Here is a 21456-nt window from a genome sequence, read left to right as displayed (position 1 = left end):
TTAATTTAGTATCAGTTTATTCTAGGAATATTGAAAATGAGTAACATCATCAAAGCTCTTGAAGAAGAGCAAATGAAAAAAGACCTACCTAACTTTGCACCAGGTGACACTGTTGTTGTTCAAGTTAAGGTAAAAGAAGGTGAACGTGAGCGTCTACAGGCTTTTGAAGGCGTTGTAATCGGTATCCGTAACCGTGGTCTACACTCTGCATTCACTGTACGTAAGATCTCTAACGGTGAAGGTGTTGAGCGTACGTTCCAAACTCACTCTCCAATGGTTGATAGCATTGAAGTTAAACGCCGCGGTGCAGTACGTCGTGCCAAGCTGTACTACCTACGTGAGCGTTCTGGTAAGTCTGCTCGTATTAAAGAGAAACTTGCTAAGAAGTAATGCTATAACTAGCGTTCTCATAGTATTAGCGGAGGCCATTAGGCCTCCGCTTTTTTATTTTGTTGCTTATAACTTGCTCTTTCCCTTCCTATCGTTGTCATCGCTGCTTATTTACTGGCACAGTTGTTTCAAGAAAGGTCCGCGCCTTTTTCTAGGTAGAAAGAAAAATATCTACGTTCTAAGACAAAAAATGGTTTGACCTAAGAGCTTGGGTAATACACAAGAAACAAAAAAGCCGATGTTTTCACATCAGCTTTTCTATTTGCGAGTGGCAATTGTGTTTCTTTAGTATTGGTCTTCTGACCATCCATCGCTGTCAGACATGTCCGGTGCTCCCGGAATAGCATTTTCTTCATCAGCCCATTCCCCAAAATCAATCATCTGACATTTTTTGCTGCAAAATGGGCGGTGTGGACTTTGCTCTCCCCACTCAACATCAGCACCACACTGAGGGCAAGGCACAATGGTAATCTTTGACATGATGATTCTCTAAGCTGTATTTAAGATATTTTGAGAAAGATTATAACGCGTTTTGGTCATATTAGCTGCATACAGCCAAGCGGAACTCAATGTTTTGAGTGCTCGCTTGCCCTGAAGAAAAATCGAGAAACTTAATTGCAAAGCGATTTTTGTGACCAGAAATCATAGGGTAGACATCGTAGTGCATTGGGATTTCCAAGCGCAAGATATTGGCTTCGTCAGCATCACTTTGATAGAAACCAGAGTGAGCAGCGATATTGTGGAAATCACCAGTTTCTCTGGTGAGGTTGAGCCATAATGTCAGTGCCTCAGATAATGGTTTTAGTGAAGCCATCCATTTGTGTGCATCGGACTTTTTGGCCTCCTCTGGTAAATGAAGCCAATGATGCAATGCGGGTAAATCAAAACAGCACGAGCCGCCAGGCAAGTTAAATCGTTGACGGATAGTACTCAAAAAGCGGTCTTCTCTGAGGCTTTGCCCAAAGCGTTCAGCTGCCATTAACTTACTGTGCGTGTTGTCTACATTATTCAGAATTTCGCGCAGCATTTCCTGATCAACACCATCAATATCAAGCCACGCTCGATAGGTAAGCCTTTGCTTCTCTATGTCTTTGGCTAGCTCACTCTTTAATTGTATCTGTTCAAAGATCTCCAACATGTCAAATAGTGAGCGGAAGAAAACTAAATGTTGCATGTCATCGTTAAAATCAGCAGCGATGTTGAGCTGATTTAGCAGAGCTTCAACCCTCAGATAAATTCGGGTTTTCTCATTGAGTGGATGTTCGAAGTAGTGAGTGGTCATTAAAATGCAATTCTGGATGAGTCTACTGCTATTTTCACAGATCTTCCCTACTCATTTCTAGGAACTTTTTATGCAATTCTGTGATTTGAGGCAAAAGTTTTTGGTTTTCTGTATTATTTTTAATCACATAATCAGCTGATGCCAAGCGTTGCTGGCGGCTTGCTTGAGAAGCGAGAATCGATTCTGCTTGTTGGCGGTCAATATGATCTCTGGCCATAGTCCTGGCCAATTGTGTTTCTTCATCTACATCGACGACCAAGACATTATCCGCTAGTGTCTGGAGATTATTCTCGACCATGAGTGGGATCACGAGCAGGGCGTATTCGGAGCGAACACGACTCAAATCAGAGAGCATCTTTTCTCGGATCATTGGGTGCAATAAAGCGTTTAACCATTCTTTTGCTACGGGATCAGAAAAAATGACTTCTCTCAGTTTAGCGCGATTTAAAGTGCCATCTGACAGTAATATCTCAGAGCCAAACTTGGCTTCGATAGCGTTTAACCCAGGGCTGTTAGGCTCTACGACCTCCCTTGCAATCACATCCGCGTCAACGATTTCAATTCCAAAATGTTGGTTAAAAAGGTTAGCTATGGTTGTTTTTCCACTGGCAATCCCACCAGTTAATCCCACAACAAAAGGCATATTAGATCCCAATATAATTTGCTAGATACCAATTCAAGACGCTTTCTCCCCATATCATGCTTATCCAGCCAGCTATCGCCAGGTATGGACCAAATGGGAAGGCTTGCTCAATACCTTGCTTTCTTAAACGAAGTTGGATTAAACCAAAAATCAGTCCGACAAAAGAAGAAAAAAGAATGATCATTGGTAGGTACTGCCAACCTAACCAAGCCCCAAGCGCAGCGAGAAGTTTGAAGTCTCCATAGCCCATCCCTTCTTTACCTGTCAGCAGCTTAAAAATCCAGTAGACAGACCAAAGTGAAAGGTAGCCCGCAATAGCGCCTATAACCGAATCTTGCAGTGATACGGGACTAATTTGCATTAAGGCTAACACTATTCCTGCCCAAACTAGTGGCAAAGTGAGTGAATCAGGAAGCAGCATCGTGTCTAGATCGATAAACGTCGCGGCTATGAGTACGAAGGTAAAAAGCAGCATTGCGATAGAAAAATAACTGAAGCCAAATTGCTGCGCAATTACAAAACATAGGGAACCAGAAAGTAACTCGACCAACGGGTAGCGAGCGCTGATTGGATTGCCACAATGATGGCACTTTCCTTTTAGGAAAAGCCAACTGATTACAGGGATATTATCAATAACGCGTATAGGTGTTTGACACTTTGGGCACGTTGACCTTGGGACGCTGAGGTTATAAATGCCCTCTGGCGGGGAAATATTATATTCAGGGAAGCTGTCCGCACACTCCTGGCGCCACTCGCGCTCCATCATTATTGGCAAACGGTGGATCACGACATTCAGAAAGCTACCGATGACCAAGCCAAATACTGCAGATAAAATAGGGTATAGCCAAGGGTAGAAATTAAAAAGTTCCATGAAGTACCGTTACCTGAAAAAGATGGTGTGAGGGGTAGGTTCCCCAAAAACGTGAGTTAAACGCAATTCTATCCTAAGACACTCATTAAGTTAAAGATAGGTAAGTACATCGCGACGACTAATCCACCAACTACGACACCGAGGAAAATGATAATCAAAGGTTCTAAGATTTTCCCTAGGTTGTCTACCGTATTATCGATTTCAAACTCATAAATGGTCGCGATTTTATTGAGCATATCATCCAGTTTGCCTGACTCTTCACCAATCATCACCATTTGTAACACCATTTCTGGAAAAGTTTGGGAATTGCGCATCGCAATGTACATAGGCATACCCGCAGCAGTGTCGTCATATACCCCATCAATAGCGGTTTGGTAATGGACATTATTGGCGGTTTTAGCCGATGTTTTTAAACTTGAAAGTAAAGGAATACCCGCACTAAAACTGGTTGCCAGAGTCCGACTGAATTTGGCAATTGACGCTTTCGTCAGGATGCCACCAATAATGGGGACCTTTAGGCCGAATCGACTAGATGCTAAGCGAATTCTGAAAGATTTTTTTCGTGCGACTTTTAACGTTATTAGCGCGGCGATAAAAGCCAATAGCGTTAGTCCGCCGTATGCTTGGGTGACATGCGAAACTTTTAAAACCTGTTGAGTAAACCAAGGTAACTCGGCTCCAAACCCCTTGAACATGGACTCAAATTCAGGAATTACTCTTGTCAGCATTAAGTAAGAAACACCAATGGCGGTTAATACAACCATAGTCGGGTAGATTAGCGCTTTGATCACTTTAGAACGTAGTTGTTCTGACTTTTCTCTATATGTCGCAATACGCTCAAACACTTCTGGGAGATTACCCGATTGTTCGCCTGTCGCCACAAGGTCGATATAGAGTTGATCAAAGTGAGAGCTGGCTGTGTTTAGTGACTTGGATATAGGCGTACCTGATTCGACGCCTTTGATCACTTGCGACAGGATGGATTTCATCTCTGCTTTACGGTGATTATCCGAAACCAGTTTTAATGCAAGAATTAGAGGAACACCAGTGACAAGCATGGTGGATAGTTGGCGGGTAAGTATGGTGATATCTTTGCTTTTTACTCTTTGTGTGGCTCGAGTGATAGCAGAGACATTGCGCTTTTTAAGTTTTCTGACTTGTATATGCTGTGCTTTAAGCTTGTCTCTTACCTCTAGTTCACTTAGCGCCAGCAGTTGCCCTGAGACAGGCTTACCGGTGCCGTTGACACCTTTCCAGTAATAGTTTTTTAACTGGTTGGAATTTTTGTGTTTCATTATTTGTCTCCAACTTATAGATACAAGACCCGCTGTAGCTCTTGCAAGCTAGTGACGCCCTGTAGCATTTTTTCAATTCCCGACTCTTTGAGCGTTTTCATCCCTTCTTGGCGAGCAAGTTTTTCAATGCTTTGTATATTGGCACCTTCTGCTACGGCTTGAGATAGGGACGGGGTAAAGTTCATCACTTCGTAAATGCCTACGCGCCCCGAATAACCATTGTTGCACTCTGAGCAACCGTGGGGGGAGGCTTGATAAACAGTGGCGCTTGTATCTAGACCGAAGCGCTCCGCAACCTCCGGTGGAGGGGCATATGGATCCTTGCAGTGTGAGCATAGTCTTCTAGCAAGGCGCTGAGCGATAATCAAGCTGAGAGAGGAAGCAACATTGAACGATTCAATGCCCATATTGCTTAGCCGAACCACACTTTCTGATGCTGAATTTGTGTGGAGGGTGGAAAGGACCAAGTGGCCCGTTTGTGCGGCCTTTACTGCAATTTCTGCCGTTTCAAAATCGCGAATTTCACCGACCATTACAATATCAGGGTCTTGTCTCAAAAATGCTCGTAGTGCCTGCGCAAAGCCAAATCCAATCTGGGGTTGCACTTGCACTTGGTTGATACCAGGCAAGTTTATCTCAACAGGATCTTCTGCAGTGGCGATATTAACTTCAGGCGTGTTAAGAATCCTTAATCCGGTATAAAGGGAAACGGTTTTGCCACTCCCTGTCGGGCCTGTCATTAATATCATTCCTTGAGGCTTTTTCAGCGCTTGAAGGTAAAGTTCTTTTTGTTGGTCGTTATAGCCCAGTACATCAATATTAAGGTTCGCCTCACTGCTATCGAGTAGGCGAAGAACAATCTTCTCTCCCCACAATGTGGGTAGCGTCGATACACGCATATCGATAGCCGTATCTTGGTTGAGCCTGAGCTTAATTCGACCGTCTTGAGGTAAGCGTCTCTCCGAGATATCCAGTTTAGAGAGTATTTTAATTCGTGCAGACAATCGTCGGCTAAGGTGGTGAGCGGGCTGCTGTATTTCAATTAAGATGCCATCGCAGCGAAGTCGTACACGGTAATACTCTTCGTAAGGCTCAAAATGGATATCAGATGCACCCTTGCGGACCGCATCCAATAAAATTTGGTTGATATAACGACTAACGGGTGCGTCGTCTTGGCTTAAGTCTTCGATTGAACTGATTTCATCATCGGCAACATCAACTAAGTTTGCCAATTCTTGCTCGCTAATTTCTTTCTTGCTGTCTTGCGAGCCGGAAATAGATTTACCGTAGAGTTTTCTTATTGCGCCTTGTAATTCCTTAAAATCCGCTAGAACCAGTTCTACTTGTAGGCCCGTTGCAAACCGGAAATCATCCTCAATATCTGTGTCACTCGGATCCGCAACAGCAACAGTAAGTACGTTACCGCTTTTTTCTAACGGTAAAGCGTAAGAGCGAGTAATTAGCTCACGTAAACCAAGTTGGCTACAAAGTTTTGAGTAATTAAAGTGCGATATGTTGGTTTTTGGCAGATTTAATATATTTGATAGTTGCCTTGTTAATTCATTACTATCAAAAATGTTTAAATAAATTAAAGCTTCAGGCACAGTTTGGCCTGAAGCTTGTGTATGTTCTATAACCTGAAGTTCTTGCTTTGAGTCCAGATGACTAGATTGGCGCAAGATCGAACATAGGCCTTTTAACATTATGAACAGCTAGTAGGTTGAGCTGCTGATGGGATATTGGCTGTAGTGCAAGCCCAGCCTGCAGAAGAGTTTTTGCTTAAAGGTGATGGTGCCTTCTGAACCTGATTCGGCCATAGAGCCTTTAGAGAATTTAAATTGGATAGCGTTATTGCCACTAACACTTAGAGTCCCCAAAGTATTTGAACCTGAAGAAATGCCAACTGCGCCAAAGACTGCAGTTTGATCTGTGGCTGAAAAATCCCCATTCTCTTGAATATAAAGCTCTGCTGGCGTTACAACTGACTTAAGAGTAGCTAAAGCTGAAGCTGCTTCGCTTTTTGCTACGTAGTTTTGGTATGCAGGTACTGCTATTGCAGATAACACACCAATGATCGCTACCACGATCATCAATTCAATTAAAGTAAAGCCCTTTTGCTTACGACGTTGTTGTTGCATTGTTTTTCTCCATGAACCAAATGCGAAATTTCACAGAGAGCATAATGGGGATGTCCCAAAGTGGATATTATGCGGAATAGGCTTTCCGAGCCAAATTAGAAAACAAGCAGACGAATTTCATTTGGCACTCAAATTAATTCGAGTGACCACAAAAATACGAGGTGTTTTGTCTTAAAAACAAACAAAAAAAAGAGGTCAATAGACCTCTTTTTAATATTTGAAAAATAAGATGTTTCTCTAACTTTTCCAGTGAGCTAATTACTTAAAGCGCATCGACAAATCCATTGCGCGAACGTGTTTTGTTAGTGCGCCTACTGAAATGTAATCAACCCCAGTTTTAGCGTACTCACGAATAGTCTCTAGGGTAATGTTGCCCGAGTTCTCTAATGCTGCTCGACCTGCATTGATCGCAACAGCTTCTCGCATCATCTCTTTGGTGAAGTTATCCAGCATAATGATGTCTGCGCCCGCATCGATCGCCTCTTTTAGTTCGGCTAGGCTTTCTGTTTCGACTTCAACGGGTTTGCCTGGGTTAAGTTCTTTGGCTGTTTTGATGGTCTGTGCGATACCGCCATTGGCGATGATGTGGTTTTCTTTAATTAGATAAGCATCAAATACACCGATACGATGATTAAAGCCGCCACCACATGCGACGGCGTACTTCAATGCGCTACGTAAGCCTGGGATGGTTTTACGTGTATCGAGCAAACGGCAGTCGGTACCTTCTAACTTTTGCGCGTATTCGGCAACCATTGTTGCGCAGCCAGATAGCGTTTGGATAAAGTTCATCGCATTACGCTCGCCCGTCAGTAGCATACGAGACGAGCCTGAAAGCGTACAAAGTACTTGGTTAGGCTCTACCTTATCACCGTCTTTCACGTGCCATTGAATTTGAACTTCGCTGCCATTTTCTTGTTCGGCCAGTTGCTTAAACACTTCATCAGCCCAAGCTTGTCCGCAGAATACGCCGTGCTCTCGGGTAATAATGGTGGCTTCGTTTTTCGCGTCTGCTGGAATCAGACTTGCAGTGATGTCTGCTGCAGGATCAAGGGTTCCCCCTAAATCTTCTTTTAGTGTGTCTGCCACAGCACGCGAGATCTCAAGAGGTAGTTGTTGTTTCAGATACTCAAGACGTTCTTGGCTATTGTGTGTGTTTTTCATCGCAAATCTAATACGCAGTTAAATAGAGGGAGGAAATGATACGCTGACTGCGCATGAAATTCAGCCATTAATCTCGCAATTCATAAGCAAATAGATAAAATTGTGCAGAGCCTACAACACTAGGACTAAGATATGATTGACGCCCAAGGTTGGTATAACCAGGCACGCCACGTTCCCTCGCCATTTTTTGACCAACGGTCAGATGTTTCAGACATTTCACTGTTGGTTATACACAATATTAGCTTGCCACCAGGGCAATTTGGTGGGCCGTATATTGAGCAGTTTTTTACTGGAAAACTGAACGCGGACGAGCATCCGTTTTTTAAAGTGATTCATAAAATGGGGGTGTCGGCTCACTGTCTTATCCGTCGTGATGGTGAAGTGGTGCAATTTGTGCCGTTTACCGCAAGAGCTTGGCACGCAGGTGTTTCGAGTTTTGCTGGCCGGGAAAAGTGCAATGACTATTCCATAGGGATTGAGCTAGAAGGGAGTGATTTTGTCGCGTATACCAATGAACAATATCAGGCATTGGCAAGCTTAACCCAGGACCTACAGCTGACGTACCCGAAAATTACTCCGCCACGCATTACTGGACACCAATACATTGCGCCGCTGCGTAAAACCGATCCTGGGCTTGTGTTTGACTGGGGTAGATACCGAAATATGTTGGCAGATGACAAATAGTGAGGTTGTTTCCCCCTGCGTGTTAAGAGGCAGGGGGGGGGAGCGATTTTATAGCGTCTCTTGGTATTCTACTAGAATCTGCTCAACCCAGTTGGCAATACGTTCATCGCTGAGTTCATATTGAGAGTCTTCATCCAGTGCCAGTCCAACGAATTGGCTTTCATCTGCAGTTAGTGCCTTTGAAGCTTCAAACTCATAGCTTTCATCATTCGGCCAATAGCCGACAATGTTCGCTCCGGTCTTTTTCAACTCGTCGTGCAGCATCCCCATCGCATCGAGATACCATTCGCCATAGCCTTCTTGATCGCCTAAGCCGAATAGTGCGACAGTTTTGCCACTTAGCGGAACGCCGTCGATTTGATCCCATATTTCGTTCCAGTCTTCCTGAATTTCACCAAAATCCCAGGTAGAGATACCAAGGATAAGAAAGTCGTACTCTGCCATTAAAGATAATGGAGATTCTTTGACATTGTGAATATCAATCAGATCTTCACCAATAATGGTACGAATTTTTTCTGCCGCCATTTCGGTATAACAAGTGGTTGAGCCGTAAAACAGACCGATTTTCATAACTTTCTTTTCTTTAGGTTGACTAGATAGCGAATTCTAACCACAAAACCGTCTGCTTTGCAGTGAATATCCTCTTCAAAGCGGAATTTTTATGGCTTTCTTTGGGTTAGGAACTTACAGTGAGGCCATAAAAATAAATAGAGGTAGCACGTGTCTGAAGTAATGTCTCCTGATCAAGGAATTGTAGAACAGTTTTTAGATGCTATGTGGATGGAGCGTGGTCTGTCTGAAAATACATTGGCTTCGTATCGCAATGATCTGATGAAATTATTGCACTGGATGACGGCGAACAACTATCGCTTAGACTTTATCAGTGTATCTGGTTTGCAAGAGTACCAAAGTTGGCTTGTCGACCAAGATTACAAACAGACCTCCCGCGCTCGGATGTTGTCGGCGATTCGGCGACTTTTTCAATATTTACACAGGGAAAAGCTCCGTGCGGATGACCCGAGTGCGTTATTGGTTAGCCCCAAATTGCCTAAACGGCTGCCCAAAGACTTGAGTGAAGAGCAAGTCGATGCTTTATTAAGCGCGCCTGATCCCAATGATCCGATGGAGTTGCGCGATAAAGCCATGTTGGAGTTACTATATGCAACTGGGCTTCGTGTGACCGAATTGGTCAGTTTGACGATGGAAAACATCAGCTTACGCCAAGGCGTCGTACGAGTGACGGGTAAAGGTGGTAAAGAGCGTTTAGTACCGATGGGCGAAAATGCGGTGGAATGGATTGAAACTTTTCTCCAAAACGGAAGGTCTGAGTTGTTAGGGGAAAACACTTCCGATGTTGTATTTCCCAGTAAGCGCGCCCGTCAAATGACCAGACAAACGTTTTGGCATAGAATTAAACATTATGCCGTACTGGCGGGAATTGATACTGAATTACTCTCTCCACACGTGTTGCGACATGCATTTGCAACGCATTTACTGAACTATGGGGCAGATTTACGTGTTGTACAGATGTTGCTAGGTCATAGTGACTTGTCGACAACGCAAATCTATACTCATGTAGCGACCGAGAGATTGAAACAATTGCACAGTGAGCACCATCCAAGAGCGTAAGGTCTCCTGTAAATTAAGGTGAATAGAATGAGCGTATTACGCCGAGCAACCCTAATGACATTGCCGCTTCTACTCGCAGGACAAGTTTCTGCGGCGGGTGTGAAGATAGATAAAGAACAATTGGAACAGCGTTTTTCCAAGCTGGGTCTAGAAGTGAGTGATGTAGTGCCTGCCGATATCGACGGTTTGGTGGAAGTTCAAACCAGCGGAGGTGTTTTGTTTGCCTCGCCAACCGGGGATTACTTCCTTGCGGGTACTTTGTACAAGTTGGCTGAAAATGGTCAATACGAAGATGTTTTAGCGAAGCGACAAGCGCCGGTTAACGCTAAAAAAATCGAAGCGCAAAAGGCGAACATGATCGAATATAAAGCAGAAAACGAGAAATACGTCGTGTCTGTTTTTACCGACATCACATGTGGTTATTGTGTACGTCTGCATAGCCAGATGCAGGGTTACAACGACTTAGGTATTACGGTTCGCTACATGGCGTACCCACGCCAAGGTCCAACAGGACCGGTGGCAGATCAAATGGCTTCTATCTGGGGTGCCGAAGATCCAAAGGCTGCAATGAACAAAGGGAAAATTGAGCGAAATTTCCCTGAAAAAGGCAAAGACTTCGCTAAGCACCAAGATATTGTTAAGCAGCAATTTGCTTTAGGTCGTGAGCTCGGTGTGAGTGGTACTCCTGCAGTCTTTCTCCCTAATGGCGAAATGGTTGGAGGTTACCTTCCGCCCGCCGATTTATATAAACGTCTTCAACAAACTCAGTAGTGAATAAAGAGCCTCTCCAGCAGGGGCTCTGCTTAAATTTATGATAGAAATTCAACGTCGAACAGAACCCGATTTATCTCTCCTTCCTGACTCCATTACACCACTGTTAAAGCGCATTTATATTAACCGTGGCATAACGTCTCCAGAGCAACTTGAAACCACCGTTCGTTCACTGCATTCGTACCAAAGATTGCATGGTATTGATGCGGCTGTCGAACTGCTGTTTGAAGCCATTCAGACCCAAAAACGTATTATTGTCGTCGGTGACTTTGATGCCGATGGTGCAACCAGCTCGGCTTTGTCTGTCCTTGCGTTGCGAATGCTGGGGTCAAACAACGTTGACTACCTCGTTCCAAACCGTTTCGAAGACGGCTATGGCTTAAGTCCGGAAGTGGTGGATCAAGCGATCGAAATCGGCGCTGAAGTGATCATGACCGTTGATAACGGAGTTTCCTCGATTGAAGGGGTGCGTTATGCCAAAGAGCAAGGCTTAAAAGTCTTGGTCACCGATCACCACTTGCCAGGTCATGAATTACCTATTGTCGATGCGATGGTGAACCCAAATTTACAGGAATGTTCTTTCCCGTCGAAGGCGCTGGCTGGTGTTGGTGTGGCGTTTTATTTGATGATGGCACTGTGTGTCCATATGCGAAAAGCGGGTTGGTTCGCGCAGCAGGGCATGGCTGAGCCTAAGTTAATGGAGCTGGTGGACTTGGTGGCGCTAGGAACGGTAGCTGATGTGGTTCCTCTGGATGAAAATAATCGTATCTTAGTTCATCAGGGTTTGCAGCGTATCCGTGCAGGTAAGGGGCGACCGGGGATCCAAGCTCTCATTGAAGTAGCAAAACGTGATGCTCGCCGTTTGGTTGCATCTGATTTTGGCTTTGCTTTAGGCCCGCGTATCAATGCGGCGGGTCGGTTGGATGACATGTCATTCGGCGTGGAACTTCTAATGAGTAATAACATCCACGCAGCGCGTCGTATGGCGAGTGAATTGGACGGTTTAAACCAGACTCGCAAAGAAATCGAAGAGGGCATGAAGCAAGAAGCGATGGCGTTTTGTGAGCGACTCCAGTTCGGAGAAAATGCCGAATTACCTCATGGTTTGGTTTTATTCCAGCGAGACTGGCACCAAGGCGTGATTGGTATTCTGGCTTCTCGCATCAAAGAGAAATTCCACCGCCCTGTCATCGCATTTGCTGATGGTGGAGAGGGCACGGTCAAAGGCTCCTGTCGTTCGATCCCAGGCCTGCATATGCGTGATACGCTCGATAGAATAGATACCCAAAACCCAGGATTGATTTTAAAGTTTGGTGGTCATGCCATGGCGGCGGGTTTAACGATCATGGAAAAAAACTATGAGCGTTTTACTCAGTTGTTTGATGAGGCGGTGAAGAAAGAGTTGGATGAAGCGGCGCTTAAAGGTGTGATTCTCTCTGATGGTGAACTCAAGCCCGAAGAGTTTAGTATGCATATTGCAGAATCACTTCGCGCGGGTGGTCCTTGGGGGCAAGCGTTCCCTGAACCTTTGTTTGACGGTGAATTTAAAGTACTGCATCAAAAGCTGGTTGGCGAAAAGCACCTGAAATTGATGCTTGAGCCACTGCACAAAGGTCACCCGACCAATATTATGATTGATGGTATTGCTTTTAATGTTGATTTACGTCGTTGGCCTGACGCTTCCGTGAAAACGGTGCGTCTTGCTTATAAGCTGGATATCAATGAATTTCGAGGCAACCAATCGCTGCAGTTAATGATTGATCATATCGAAGCCAAGTAGTTCTTACTGGTCTTACCTTTATTTTCTAGAGCAAAACCGAACCTGGGTTTTGCTCTGGCTCGCTTCCCTTATTTACCCCACTTGTCACGTTATCCGATTCAACGCATTCCAACACTTTTAAATACCTTCAGACACGTTTGCTCATACTCGTTCATTTTTCTTTAAAGTTGGATGGTTAGTGTGTGATATCTGGCACGTTTTCCACCCATCTGTTTATAAATTGTAATTGGTAAGACCAATTTGATTGATGTTTCAATCGACTATTGTTGCCAAAGTGTTTAAGCGTGAGCTGTTCTATGATTTGGGTCAACTTTTGTCTGGAACTTGCGTTTTAATTATGTTAATTTCCACGCCAACATAAAATTGGTATTACCAATTGTCTGCAAAGAGTAGAAGAACAATAACTATGGCTTATCAAAGGATTCGTCAGCCAAAACTTTCTGATGTAATTGAACAGGAATTAGAAAGGCTGATTGTGGAAGGAACACTGGCTCCGGGGCAACAGTTGCCACCAGAGCGCGAACTGGCAAAACAGTTTGATGTGTCTCGTCCATCTGTCCGTGAGGCAATTCAACGCCTTGAAGCTAAGCGTCTTCTTACTCGCCGTCAGGGCGGTGGCACATTTGTTAGCGAGAACATCTGGACGAGCTTTTCAGATCCTTTGCTAAATTTATTGTCTAGCCACTCTGAAACTCAGCTGGATTTACTGGAAACGCGTCATGCGATGGAAGGTATTGCCGCTTATTTTGCAGCCGTTCGTGGTACCGAAGAAGATTTTGCGCGCATCCAAGCCAGCCTTGAGCGCATTGGCAAAGAGCAATCAAACGACGTCGAAGCTGAGTCGGCAGAAGTGATGCAATTCTTGATTGCGTTAACGGAAGCGGCTCATAACGTAGTCTTGCTGCACATCGTTCGTAGTTTGGCGCCTTTGCTTGAGCAAAATATTCTGCAGAATTTTAAATTGTTACGTCGCCGCCCTGAAGCGGTCGAAAAAGTAAGTAAACACCGAGCTAATATCGTGGATGCGATTGTTTCTGGTCAGCCAGAAAAGGCGCGTGAGATGTCTCATTCACACTTAGCTTATATTGAAGAAACATTGTTGGATTTGACTAGAGAAGAGTCTCGTCGCGAGCGATCTTTACGTCGAATGCAACAGGGCAATGACTCGTAAAGACGATTTGCAAGTTTAATAGATCCAACCAACAGAAGGATAGATCGCCATGTCTGATATGAAGCATGACGTAGATGCACTGGAAACTCAAGATTGGCTACAGGCACTTGAGTCAGTTGTACGTGAAGAAGGCGTAGAGCGTGCTCAGTTCCTACTTGAGCAAGTTCTAGACAAAGCACGTCTAGACGGTGTTGACATGCCAACTGGAATCAACACGAACTACATCAACACGATTCCAGCAGATCAAGAACCAGCTTACCCAGGTGACACAACACTTGAGCGTCGTATTCGCGCAATCATTCGTTGGAACGCAGTCATGATCGTATTGCGTGCATCGAAGAAAGACTTAGAGCTAGGCGGCCACATGGCGTCTTTCCAGTCTTCTGCAGCATTCTACGAAACATGTTTCAACCACTTCTTCCGTGCTCCAAACGAGAAGGACGGTGGCGACCTAGTTTACTACCAAGGTCACATTTCACCAGGTATCTACTCTCGCGCATTCGTTGAAGGTCGTCTAACTGAAGAACAGCTAGATAACTTCCGTCAAGAAGTAGACGGCAAAGGTATCCCTTCATACCCGCACCCTAAACTAATGCCTGAATTCTGGCAGTTCCCAACGGTATCGATGGGTCTAGGTCCGATCTCTGCGATCTACCAAGCTCGTTTCCTTAAGTACCTAGAAGGCCGTGGCATGAAAGACACGTCTGAGCAGCGCGTTTACGCGTTCCTAGGTGACGGTGAGATGGATGAGCCAGAATCACGTGGTGCTATCTCTTTCGCTGCGCGTGAGAAGCTAGACAACCTATGTTTCCTAATCAACTGTAACCTTCAGCGCCTAGACGGCCCTGTAATGGGTAACGGTAAGATCATTCAAGAACTTGAAGGTCTATTTAAAGGTGCTGGTTGGAACGTAGTGAAAGTAATCTGGGGTAACAACTGGGATTCACTACTAGCGAAAGATACGTCTGGTAAGCTTCTTCAGCTTATGAACGAAACGATCGACGGCGACTACCAAACATTCAAATCAAAAGATGGCGCGTACGTACGTGAGCACTTCTTTGGTAAGTACCCAGAGACAGCTGCACTAGTTGCTGACATGACTGACGACGAAATCTTCGCACTTAAGCGTGGTGGTCACGAGTCTTCTAAGCTTTACGCGGCATACAAAAACGCGCAAGACACCAAAGGTCGTCCAACGGTTATCCTAGCTAAGACTGTTAAAGGTTACGGCATGGGTGAAGCGGCTGAAGGTAAGAACATCGCGCACCAAGTTAAGAAGATGGACATGACTCACGTACTACACTTACGTGATCGTCTAGGTCTACAAGACATCCTAACTGACGAAGCAGTGAAAGAGCTTCCGTACCTGAAACTTGAAGAAGGTTCAAAAGAGTACGAATACCTACACGCTCGTCGTAAAGCGCTACACGGTTACACACCTCAGCGTCTACCAAACTTCACTCAAGAGCTTGTTGTTCCTGAACTAGAAGAGTTTAAACCTCTACTAGAAGAGCAGAAACGTGACATCTCTTCTACGATGGCATTCGTACGTTCACTAAACGTTCTACTTAAGAACAAGAACATTGGTAAGAACATCGTTCCTATCATTGCTGACGAAGCACGTACATTTGGTATGGAAGGTCTGTTCCGTCAAATCGGTATTTACAACCCGCACGGCCAAACTTACACACCAGAAGACCGTGGTGTAGTTTCTTACTACAAAGAAGCGACTTCAGGTCAGGTTCTACAAGAAGGTATCAACGAGCTAGGTGCTATGTCTTCATGGGTTGCAGCAGCAACTTCATACAGCACGAACGACCTACCAATGATCCCGTTCTACATCTACTACTCAATGTTCGGCTTCCAACGTGTTGGCGACATGGCGTGGATGGCTGGTGACCAACAAGCACGTGGTTTCCTACTAGGTGCAACAGCTGGTCGTACTACACTGAACGGTGAAGGTCTACAGCACGAAGACGGTCACTCGCACATCATGGCGGGTACGGTTCCTAACTGTATCTCTTACGACCCTACATTCGCGTACGAAGTAGCGGTAATCATGCAAGACGGTATCCGTCGCATGTACGGCGAACAAGAGAACGTGTTCTACTACCTAACGCTAATGAATGAGAACTACGCAATGCCAGCAATGCCAGAAGGCGCTGAAGAAGGCATCCGTAAAGGTATCTACAAGCTAGAAACTTACACTGGTTCTAAAGGCAAAGTTCAGCTAATGAGCTCTGGTACTATCATGAACGAAGTACGCAAAGCAGCTCAAATCCTAAGCGACGACTACGGTGTTGCCTCTGACGTTTACTCTGTAACGTCATTCAACGAAGTAACTCGCGACGGTCAAGCAGCTGAGCGTTACAACATGCTACACCCAGAAGCGGAAGCGCAAGTACCTTACATCCAGACTGTTATGGGTACTGAGCCAGCTATCGCAGCAACTGACTACATGAAGAACTACGCAGAGCAGGTTCGTGCATTCATCCCTGCTGAATCATACAAAGTTCTTGGTACTGACGGTTTCGGTCGCTCAGACAGCCGTGAAAACCTACGTCGTCACTTCGAAGTGAACGCAGGTTACGTAGTAGTAGCAGCGCTAACTGAACTAGCGAAACGTGGCGAAGTTGAGAAATCTGTAGTTGCAGAAGCAATTAAGAAATTCGACATCGACACTGAGAAAACAAACCCGCTATACGCTTAATTAAGAAGGTAGATACGAAATGGCAATCGAAATTAATGTACCAGACATCGGTGCGGATGAGGTTGAAGTTACTGAGATTCTTGTAAGCGTTGGCGACAAGGTTGAAGAAGAGCAGTCTCTGATCACAGTTGAAGGCGATAAAGCTTCTATGGAAGTACCTGCTTCTCAAGCAGGTATCGTTAAAGAAATCAAAGTTGCAGAAGGCGACAAGGTTTCTACTGGTTCTCTAATCATGATTTTCGAAGCCGAGGGTGCAGCTGACGCTGCACCTGCTCCTGCGGCGGAAGCAGCTCCAGCAGCAGCTCCAGCTCCAGCAGCAGCGGCAGAACTAAAAGAAGTTCACGTACCAGACATCGGTGGTGACGAAGTAGAAGTTACTGAAATCATGGTTGCTGTTGGCGACAGCATCGAAGAAGAGCAATCTCTTCTAACGGTTGAAGGCGACAAAGCTTCTATGGAAGTTCCAGCGCCATTCGCAGGTACGCTTAAAGAGATCAAAGTAGCAGCTGGCGATAAAGTATCGACTGGCTCTCTAATCATGGTATTCGAAACTGCAGGTTCAGGTGCTCCATCAGCTCCAGCAGCTCCAGCAGCTCCAGCAGCTCCTGCGGCAGCAGAAGCACCAGCGGCGGCAGCTCCAGCAGCGTCTGCGGCAAAAGAAGTGAACGTTCCAGATATCGGCGGCGACGAAGTAGAAGTGACTGAGATCATGGTTGCAGTTGGCGATACAGTGGAAGAAGAGCAATCTCTAATCACTGTTGAAGGCGACAAAGCTTCTATGGAAGTACCTGCACCATTCGCTGGTACGGTTAAAGAAATCAAGATTGCAGCTGGCGACAAAGTGTCTACTGGCTCACTAATCATGGTATTCGAAGTGGCCGGCACTCCGGTAGCGGGCGCAGCACCTGCACCTGCTCCTGCAGCGGCTCCAGCTCAAGCAGCAGCACCTGCGGCAGCTCCAGCTCCTAAAGCAGAAGCTCCAGCGGCAGCTCCTGCAGCGACTGGCGATTTCAAAGAGAACAACGAGTACGCACATGCATCTCCAGTTGTTCGTCGTCTAGCTCGCGAGTTCGGCGTAAACCTATCTAAGGTTAAAGGTACTGGTCGTAAGAGCCGTATCCTGAAAGAAGACGTTCAGTCTTACGTGAAAGATGCACTTAAGCGTCTTGAGTCTGGCGCAGGTGCTGCAGCATCTGGCAAAGGCGACGGCGCAGCTCTTGGTCTACTGCCATGGCCAAAAGTGGACTTCAGCAAGTTCGGTGAGACAGAAGTTAAACCTCTATCGCGCATTAAGAAGATCTCTGGTGCTAACCTACACCGTAACTGGGTAATGATCCCGCACGTTACACAGTGGGATAACGCAGACATTACGGCTCTTGAAGCATTCCGTAAAGAGCAAAACGCGATTGAAGCGAAGAAAGACACTGGCATGAAGATCACGCCACTTGTGTTCATCATGAAAGCAGTTGCTAAAGCGCTTGAAGCATTCCCAGCGTTCAACTCTTCTCTATCAGAAGACGGTGAGAGCCTAATTCTGAAGAAATACGTGAATGTTGGCATCGCAGTAGATACGCCAAACGGTCTGGTTGTTCCTGTATTTAAAGACGTGAACAAGAAAGGCATCTACGAGCTATCTGAAGAGCTAATGGCTGTTTCTAAGAAAGCACGTGCTGGTAAGCTAACTGCGGCTGACATGCAAGGTGGCTGTTTCACTATCTCTAGCCTTGGTGGTATCGGCGGTACTGCGTTTACTCCAATCGTAAACGCGCCAGAAGTTGGTATCCTAGGTGTGTCTAAGTCAGAGATGAAACCTGTATGGAACGGTAAAGAGTTCGAACCGCGTCTACAACTTCCACTGTCTCTATCATACGACCACCGTGTGATCGATGGTGCTGAAGGTGCGCGCTTCATCACTTACCTAAACGCATGTCTATCTGACATTCGTCGTCTAGTTCTTTAATAGAAGTTAGATGAATGAGAGGCGGCAATTTAGCCGCCTCTGCTAGGGTCTGTTGACCTTTTGAGATGATTTTTGCAGCAGCTTGTGGGTTCTTTATACAAGGCAGAGGCTTTGAAATGTAGTTACTCTACCTGATAAGCCGATAACGCAGTAGAAAGGAGCCACAAACGCTGCCCGAAGGGTTCGGCTAAAAGCGTTTTACTCTTTGTTGAGAGGTATTTGCTTAGAATGACTAGGCGGCACACCTCTCGCCGCGATTAAAAAGCTTTTATCTCGAACAAAAATTAACCGCAAAAGATAAACAGACCCTTATGATAATTACCGGACAATTTGATTGTCTCCCTAGTCTCTACAGGGTTTTCACAATCGAACTGTTGTCTAGCTCACAGGCTAAATTGATTTACTTTTCACACCATTAACATCTCTGTAAACTGTTGGCGGTCTGAAAATAACTGTTTAAAACCATTCTCTCTTAAACATAAAAAATCGATACCCACTCAGCCTGTTAGGGATAATGACTACAAGAGGTCAAAATGAGCAAAGAAATTAAAGCCCAAGTTGTTGTACTTGGTTCTGGTCCTGCTGGTTACTCCGCTGCCTTCCGTTGTGCGGATTTAGGTCTTGAAACTGTACTTGTTGAACGTTACAGCACTCTAGGTGGTGTATGTCTGAACGTGGGTTGTATCCCATCTAAAGCACTTCTACACGTTTCTAAAGTAATTGAAGAAGCGAAAGCGATGGCTGATCACGGCGTTGTATTCGGCGAGCCTCAAACAGACATCAGCAAAATCCGCATCTGGAAAGAAAAAGTTGTTAACCAACTAACTGGCGGCCTAAGCGGCATGGCTAAGATGCGTAACGTGACAGTTGTGAACGGTTACGGTAAGTTCACAGGCCCTAACTCGATCCTTGTTGAAGGTGAAGGTGAGCCGACAGTGGTTAACTTTGACAACGCGATCGTTGCGGCTGGTTCTCGTCCAATCCAACTGCCATTTATCCCACATGAAGACCCACGTATTTGGGATTCAACTGACGCTCTTGAACTGAAAGAAGTGCCAGAAAAACTGCTTATCATGGGTGGTGGTATCATCGGTCTAGAGATGGGTACGGTTTACCACTCTCTAGGTTCTAAAGTTGAAGTTGTTGAAATGTTTGACCAGGTAATCCCTGCGGCAGACAAAGATATCGTTAAAGTATTTACTAAGCGTATCAAAGACAAGTTCAAGCTAATGCTAGAAACGAAAGTAACAGCAGTTGAAGCGAAAGAAGATGGTATCTACGTTTCAATGGAAGGCAAGAAAGCGCCTGCTGAAGCAGAGCGTTACGATGCAGTTCTAGTTGCTATCGGTCGTGTACCAAACGGTAAGCTAATCGACGGTGAAAAAGCGGGTCTAGAAATCGACGAGCGCGGCTTCATCAACGTTGATAAGCAAATGCGTACTAATGTTCCTCACATCTTCGCAATCGGCGATGTTGTTGGCCAACCAATGCTTGCGCACAAAGGTGTGCATGAAGGTCACGTAGCGGCTGAAGTTATTGCTGGTAAGAAGCACTACTTCGACCCTAAAGTTATCCCTTCAATCGCGTACACTGAGCCAGAAGTGGCTTGGGTTGGTAAGACTGAAAAAGAAGCGAAAGAAGAAGGCATCAAGTACGAAGTGGCAACATTCCCATGGGCAGCATCAGGTCGTGCAATCGCATCTGACTGTGCAGACGGTATGACTAAGCTAATCTTCGACAAAGAAACTCACCGCGTAATCGGTGGTGCTATTGTTGGTACTAACGGTGGTGAACTACTAGGCGAAATCGGTCTTGCGATCGAAATGGGTTGTGATGCAGAAGATATCGCTCTGACTATCCACGCTCACCCAACTCTACACGAGTCTGTAGGTCTGGCTGCTGAAGTATTTGAAGGTTCAATCACTGACCTTCCAAACAAAAAAGCAGTTAAGAAGAAAAAGTAATTTTTCTTAAAGCTTAATAAAAACCGCTGATGAACTCAGCGGTTTTTTTATACGTGTGATTTAGCCAATGCACGACGGACAATAAAAAAGGCCGATGTAAACATCGGCCTTCTCTGTACTCGCGCTTATCTTAGTGATCGCGTTTGTAGATGCACAGCATATCCAAGTAGCTTTGCGTAAGATTCGCTAACGCTTCAGGGCTTTGTGTGCGGTTGGCTTGAACAAACAACGAGTAGCACATACCGTGGAAAAGGGTCGCCAGATCAGCAGGATCGTGCTGATCACAAACTTCTCCACGTTCAATTGCCTTGATAAACATGTTTTGTACTAACAGCTGATTAGTACGGTTTGTTGATACAAACAACGGCCACACTTCATCACGCGTTGATGCACTCCACTCATACCACACTTTAAGCCAGTGGCAATCGTTAATCACGAGATCCACCATCGCAGAGGTGAGGTTTGCCAAATTTTCTTTTGCGTGCAGATCTAGGTCAATATTGTCAGAAAGGAAGTTCGAAAACTGTCTAACGACATGGTTTAGTACATCATCGACTAAGTCTTCACGAGTGGGAAAGTAGTTGAAGACAGTTGCTACTGAAACTTGAGCAATTTCAGCAATATCCGCATGGCCGCCACGGCCAATACCTCGTCGAGCAAACACCTCTAATGAAATTTCCATCAGTTGTTGCTTTCTCTTTTGTGGAGATAGGCGCGTACGTGGCCTTTTAGCTATAGAGTCCATTATCAATATCCTTGCCAAATGAGTTGGTTGGGCATTGCCCTATTTAGTATTTTGTAATTTTTATACAGCCTTATGAGTGTAATGGTGCATATGCATAAGGTCAACGTTTTGAGGTTATTTTATAACCATAATTGTTAATATACGTATTCAATCTCATCCGCGTTGTTCATCCGTTGTGTTATTTCTGATGCATGAGACTTTTTCCTTATTCTTTAGCAGTGGTACACTACGCGCTCAACATCATCAGCTAGTATCTACATGG

19 protein-coding genes are annotated in these 21456 nt (G+C 45.2%); 9 read left to right on the top strand and 10 right to left on the bottom strand.

All coding sequences use genetic code 11. The annotated features are described in order from the left end of the window. Positions 1-36: 36 nt before the first annotated feature. Entirely contained in the window at positions 37-390 is a 354-nt protein-coding gene (gene rplS / locus VNE01S_RS08615; protein ID WP_009602110.1) for a 50S ribosomal protein L19, read from the top strand. Positions 391-675: 285 nt separating this feature from the next. On the opposite strand, the gene yacG is transcribed toward rplS, so the two are convergent. From yacG to nadC, 8 genes are all read right to left on the bottom strand, one after another. Further along, positions 676-870 carry a DNA gyrase inhibitor YacG gene (gene yacG / locus VNE01S_RS08610; RefSeq protein WP_053394201.1) on the bottom strand — a complete coding sequence of 65 codons (195 nt, stop codon included), beginning with the start codon at positions 868-870 and terminating at the stop codon, positions 676-678. Positions 871-931: 61 nt separating this feature from the next. Further along, on the bottom strand, positions 932-1672 hold the full coding sequence (gene zapD / locus VNE01S_RS08605) for a cell division protein ZapD (RefSeq protein WP_053394200.1): 741 nt from the start codon (positions 1670-1672) through the stop codon (positions 932-934). Between the two features lie 34 nt (positions 1673-1706). Continuing rightward, positions 1707-2315: a dephospho-CoA kinase gene (gene coaE / locus VNE01S_RS08600; RefSeq protein WP_053394199.1), complete on the bottom strand. Its 609-nt coding sequence runs from the start codon at positions 2313-2315 to the stop codon at positions 1707-1709. Between the two features lies 1 nt (position 2316). After that, complete coding sequence (locus VNE01S_RS08595) at positions 2317-3186, bottom strand: prepilin peptidase (RefSeq protein ID WP_053394198.1); 870 nt, start codon at positions 3184-3186, stop codon at positions 2317-2319. Positions 3187-3254: 68 nt separating this feature from the next. Beyond that, positions 3255-4481 (bottom strand): type II secretion system F family protein, encoded by a 1227-nt coding sequence (locus VNE01S_RS08590; RefSeq protein WP_053394197.1) that lies wholly within the window; start codon positions 4479-4481, stop codon positions 3255-3257. A gap of 14 nt (positions 4482-4495) precedes the next feature. Then, the gene (pilB, locus tag VNE01S_RS08585; RefSeq protein ID WP_053394196.1) at positions 4496-6184 is read right to left on the bottom strand and encodes a type IV-A pilus assembly ATPase PilB; all 1689 of its coding nucleotides are present in this window, start codon (positions 6182-6184) and stop codon (positions 4496-4498) included. 9 nt (positions 6185-6193) lie between these two features. Beyond that, complete coding sequence (locus tag VNE01S_RS08580) at positions 6194-6619, bottom strand: pilin (protein ID WP_156472003.1); 426 nt, start codon at positions 6617-6619, stop codon at positions 6194-6196. A gap of 258 nt (positions 6620-6877) precedes the next feature. Next, on the bottom strand, positions 6878-7780 hold the full coding sequence (gene nadC, locus VNE01S_RS08575) for a carboxylating nicotinate-nucleotide diphosphorylase (protein WP_053394194.1): 903 nt from the start codon (positions 7778-7780) through the stop codon (positions 6878-6880). A gap of 132 nt (positions 7781-7912) precedes the next feature. Between nadC and ampD the strand changes: the two genes are divergently transcribed. Next, positions 7913-8464 (top strand): 1,6-anhydro-N-acetylmuramyl-L-alanine amidase AmpD, encoded by a 552-nt coding sequence (gene ampD / locus VNE01S_RS08570; protein WP_053394193.1) that lies wholly within the window; start codon positions 7913-7915, stop codon positions 8462-8464. A gap of 48 nt (positions 8465-8512) precedes the next feature. Here ampD and fldB read toward each other — a convergent pair whose 3' ends face one another. Beyond that, positions 8513-9034 carry a flavodoxin FldB gene (gene fldB / locus VNE01S_RS08565; RefSeq protein WP_053394192.1) on the bottom strand — a complete coding sequence of 174 codons (522 nt, stop codon included), beginning with the start codon at positions 9032-9034 and terminating at the stop codon, positions 8513-8515. Positions 9035-9196: 162 nt separating this feature from the next. On the opposite strand from fldB, the gene xerD reads away from it, so the two are divergent. From xerD to lpdA, 7 genes are all read left to right on the top strand, one after another. Beyond that, positions 9197-10093 carry a site-specific tyrosine recombinase XerD gene (gene xerD, locus VNE01S_RS08560; RefSeq protein WP_053394309.1) on the top strand — a complete coding sequence of 299 codons (897 nt, stop codon included), beginning with the start codon at positions 9197-9199 and terminating at the stop codon, positions 10091-10093. Between the two features lie 27 nt (positions 10094-10120). Next, a complete protein-coding gene (locus VNE01S_RS08555) occupies positions 10121-10864 on the top strand; it encodes a thioredoxin fold domain-containing protein (protein ID WP_053394191.1) in 744 nt (247 codons plus the stop codon). Between the two features lie 40 nt (positions 10865-10904). Then, entirely contained in the window at positions 10905-12644 is a 1740-nt protein-coding gene (recJ, locus tag VNE01S_RS08550) for a single-stranded-DNA-specific exonuclease RecJ (protein ID WP_053394190.1), read from the top strand. A 406-nt stretch (positions 12645-13050) separates the two neighbouring features. Then, the gene (gene pdhR, locus VNE01S_RS08545) at positions 13051-13815 is read left to right on the top strand and encodes a pyruvate dehydrogenase complex transcriptional repressor PdhR (RefSeq protein ID WP_053394189.1); all 765 of its coding nucleotides are present in this window, start codon (positions 13051-13053) and stop codon (positions 13813-13815) included. Between the two features lie 49 nt (positions 13816-13864). Next, entirely contained in the window at positions 13865-16525 is a 2661-nt protein-coding gene (aceE, locus tag VNE01S_RS08540; RefSeq protein WP_053394188.1) for a pyruvate dehydrogenase (acetyl-transferring), homodimeric type, read from the top strand. Positions 16526-16544: 19 nt separating this feature from the next. After that, positions 16545-18485 carry a pyruvate dehydrogenase complex dihydrolipoyllysine-residue acetyltransferase gene (gene aceF, locus VNE01S_RS08535; RefSeq protein ID WP_053394187.1) on the top strand — a complete coding sequence of 647 codons (1941 nt, stop codon included), beginning with the start codon at positions 16545-16547 and terminating at the stop codon, positions 18483-18485. 533 nt (positions 18486-19018) lie between these two features. Further along, the gene (gene lpdA, locus VNE01S_RS08530) at positions 19019-20449 is read left to right on the top strand and encodes a dihydrolipoyl dehydrogenase (RefSeq protein WP_053394186.1); all 1431 of its coding nucleotides are present in this window, start codon (positions 19019-19021) and stop codon (positions 20447-20449) included. A 130-nt stretch (positions 20450-20579) separates the two neighbouring features. Here lpdA and VNE01S_RS08525 read toward each other — a convergent pair whose 3' ends face one another. Beyond that, positions 20580-21194 carry a LuxR/HapR/OpaR family quorum-sensing transcriptional regulator gene (locus VNE01S_RS08525; RefSeq protein ID WP_053394185.1) on the bottom strand — a complete coding sequence of 205 codons (615 nt, stop codon included), beginning with the start codon at positions 21192-21194 and terminating at the stop codon, positions 20580-20582. Positions 21195-21456 lie beyond the last annotated feature (262 nt).

Origin of the sequence: Vibrio nereis NBRC 15637, assembly GCF_001591105.1 — a bacterium.
Lineage (GTDB): Bacteria > Pseudomonadota > Gammaproteobacteria > Enterobacterales > Vibrionaceae > Vibrio > Vibrio nereis.
The sequence above is the reverse complement of the archived record's forward strand: the minus strand, read 5'-3'. Positions and strand labels throughout refer to the sequence as shown.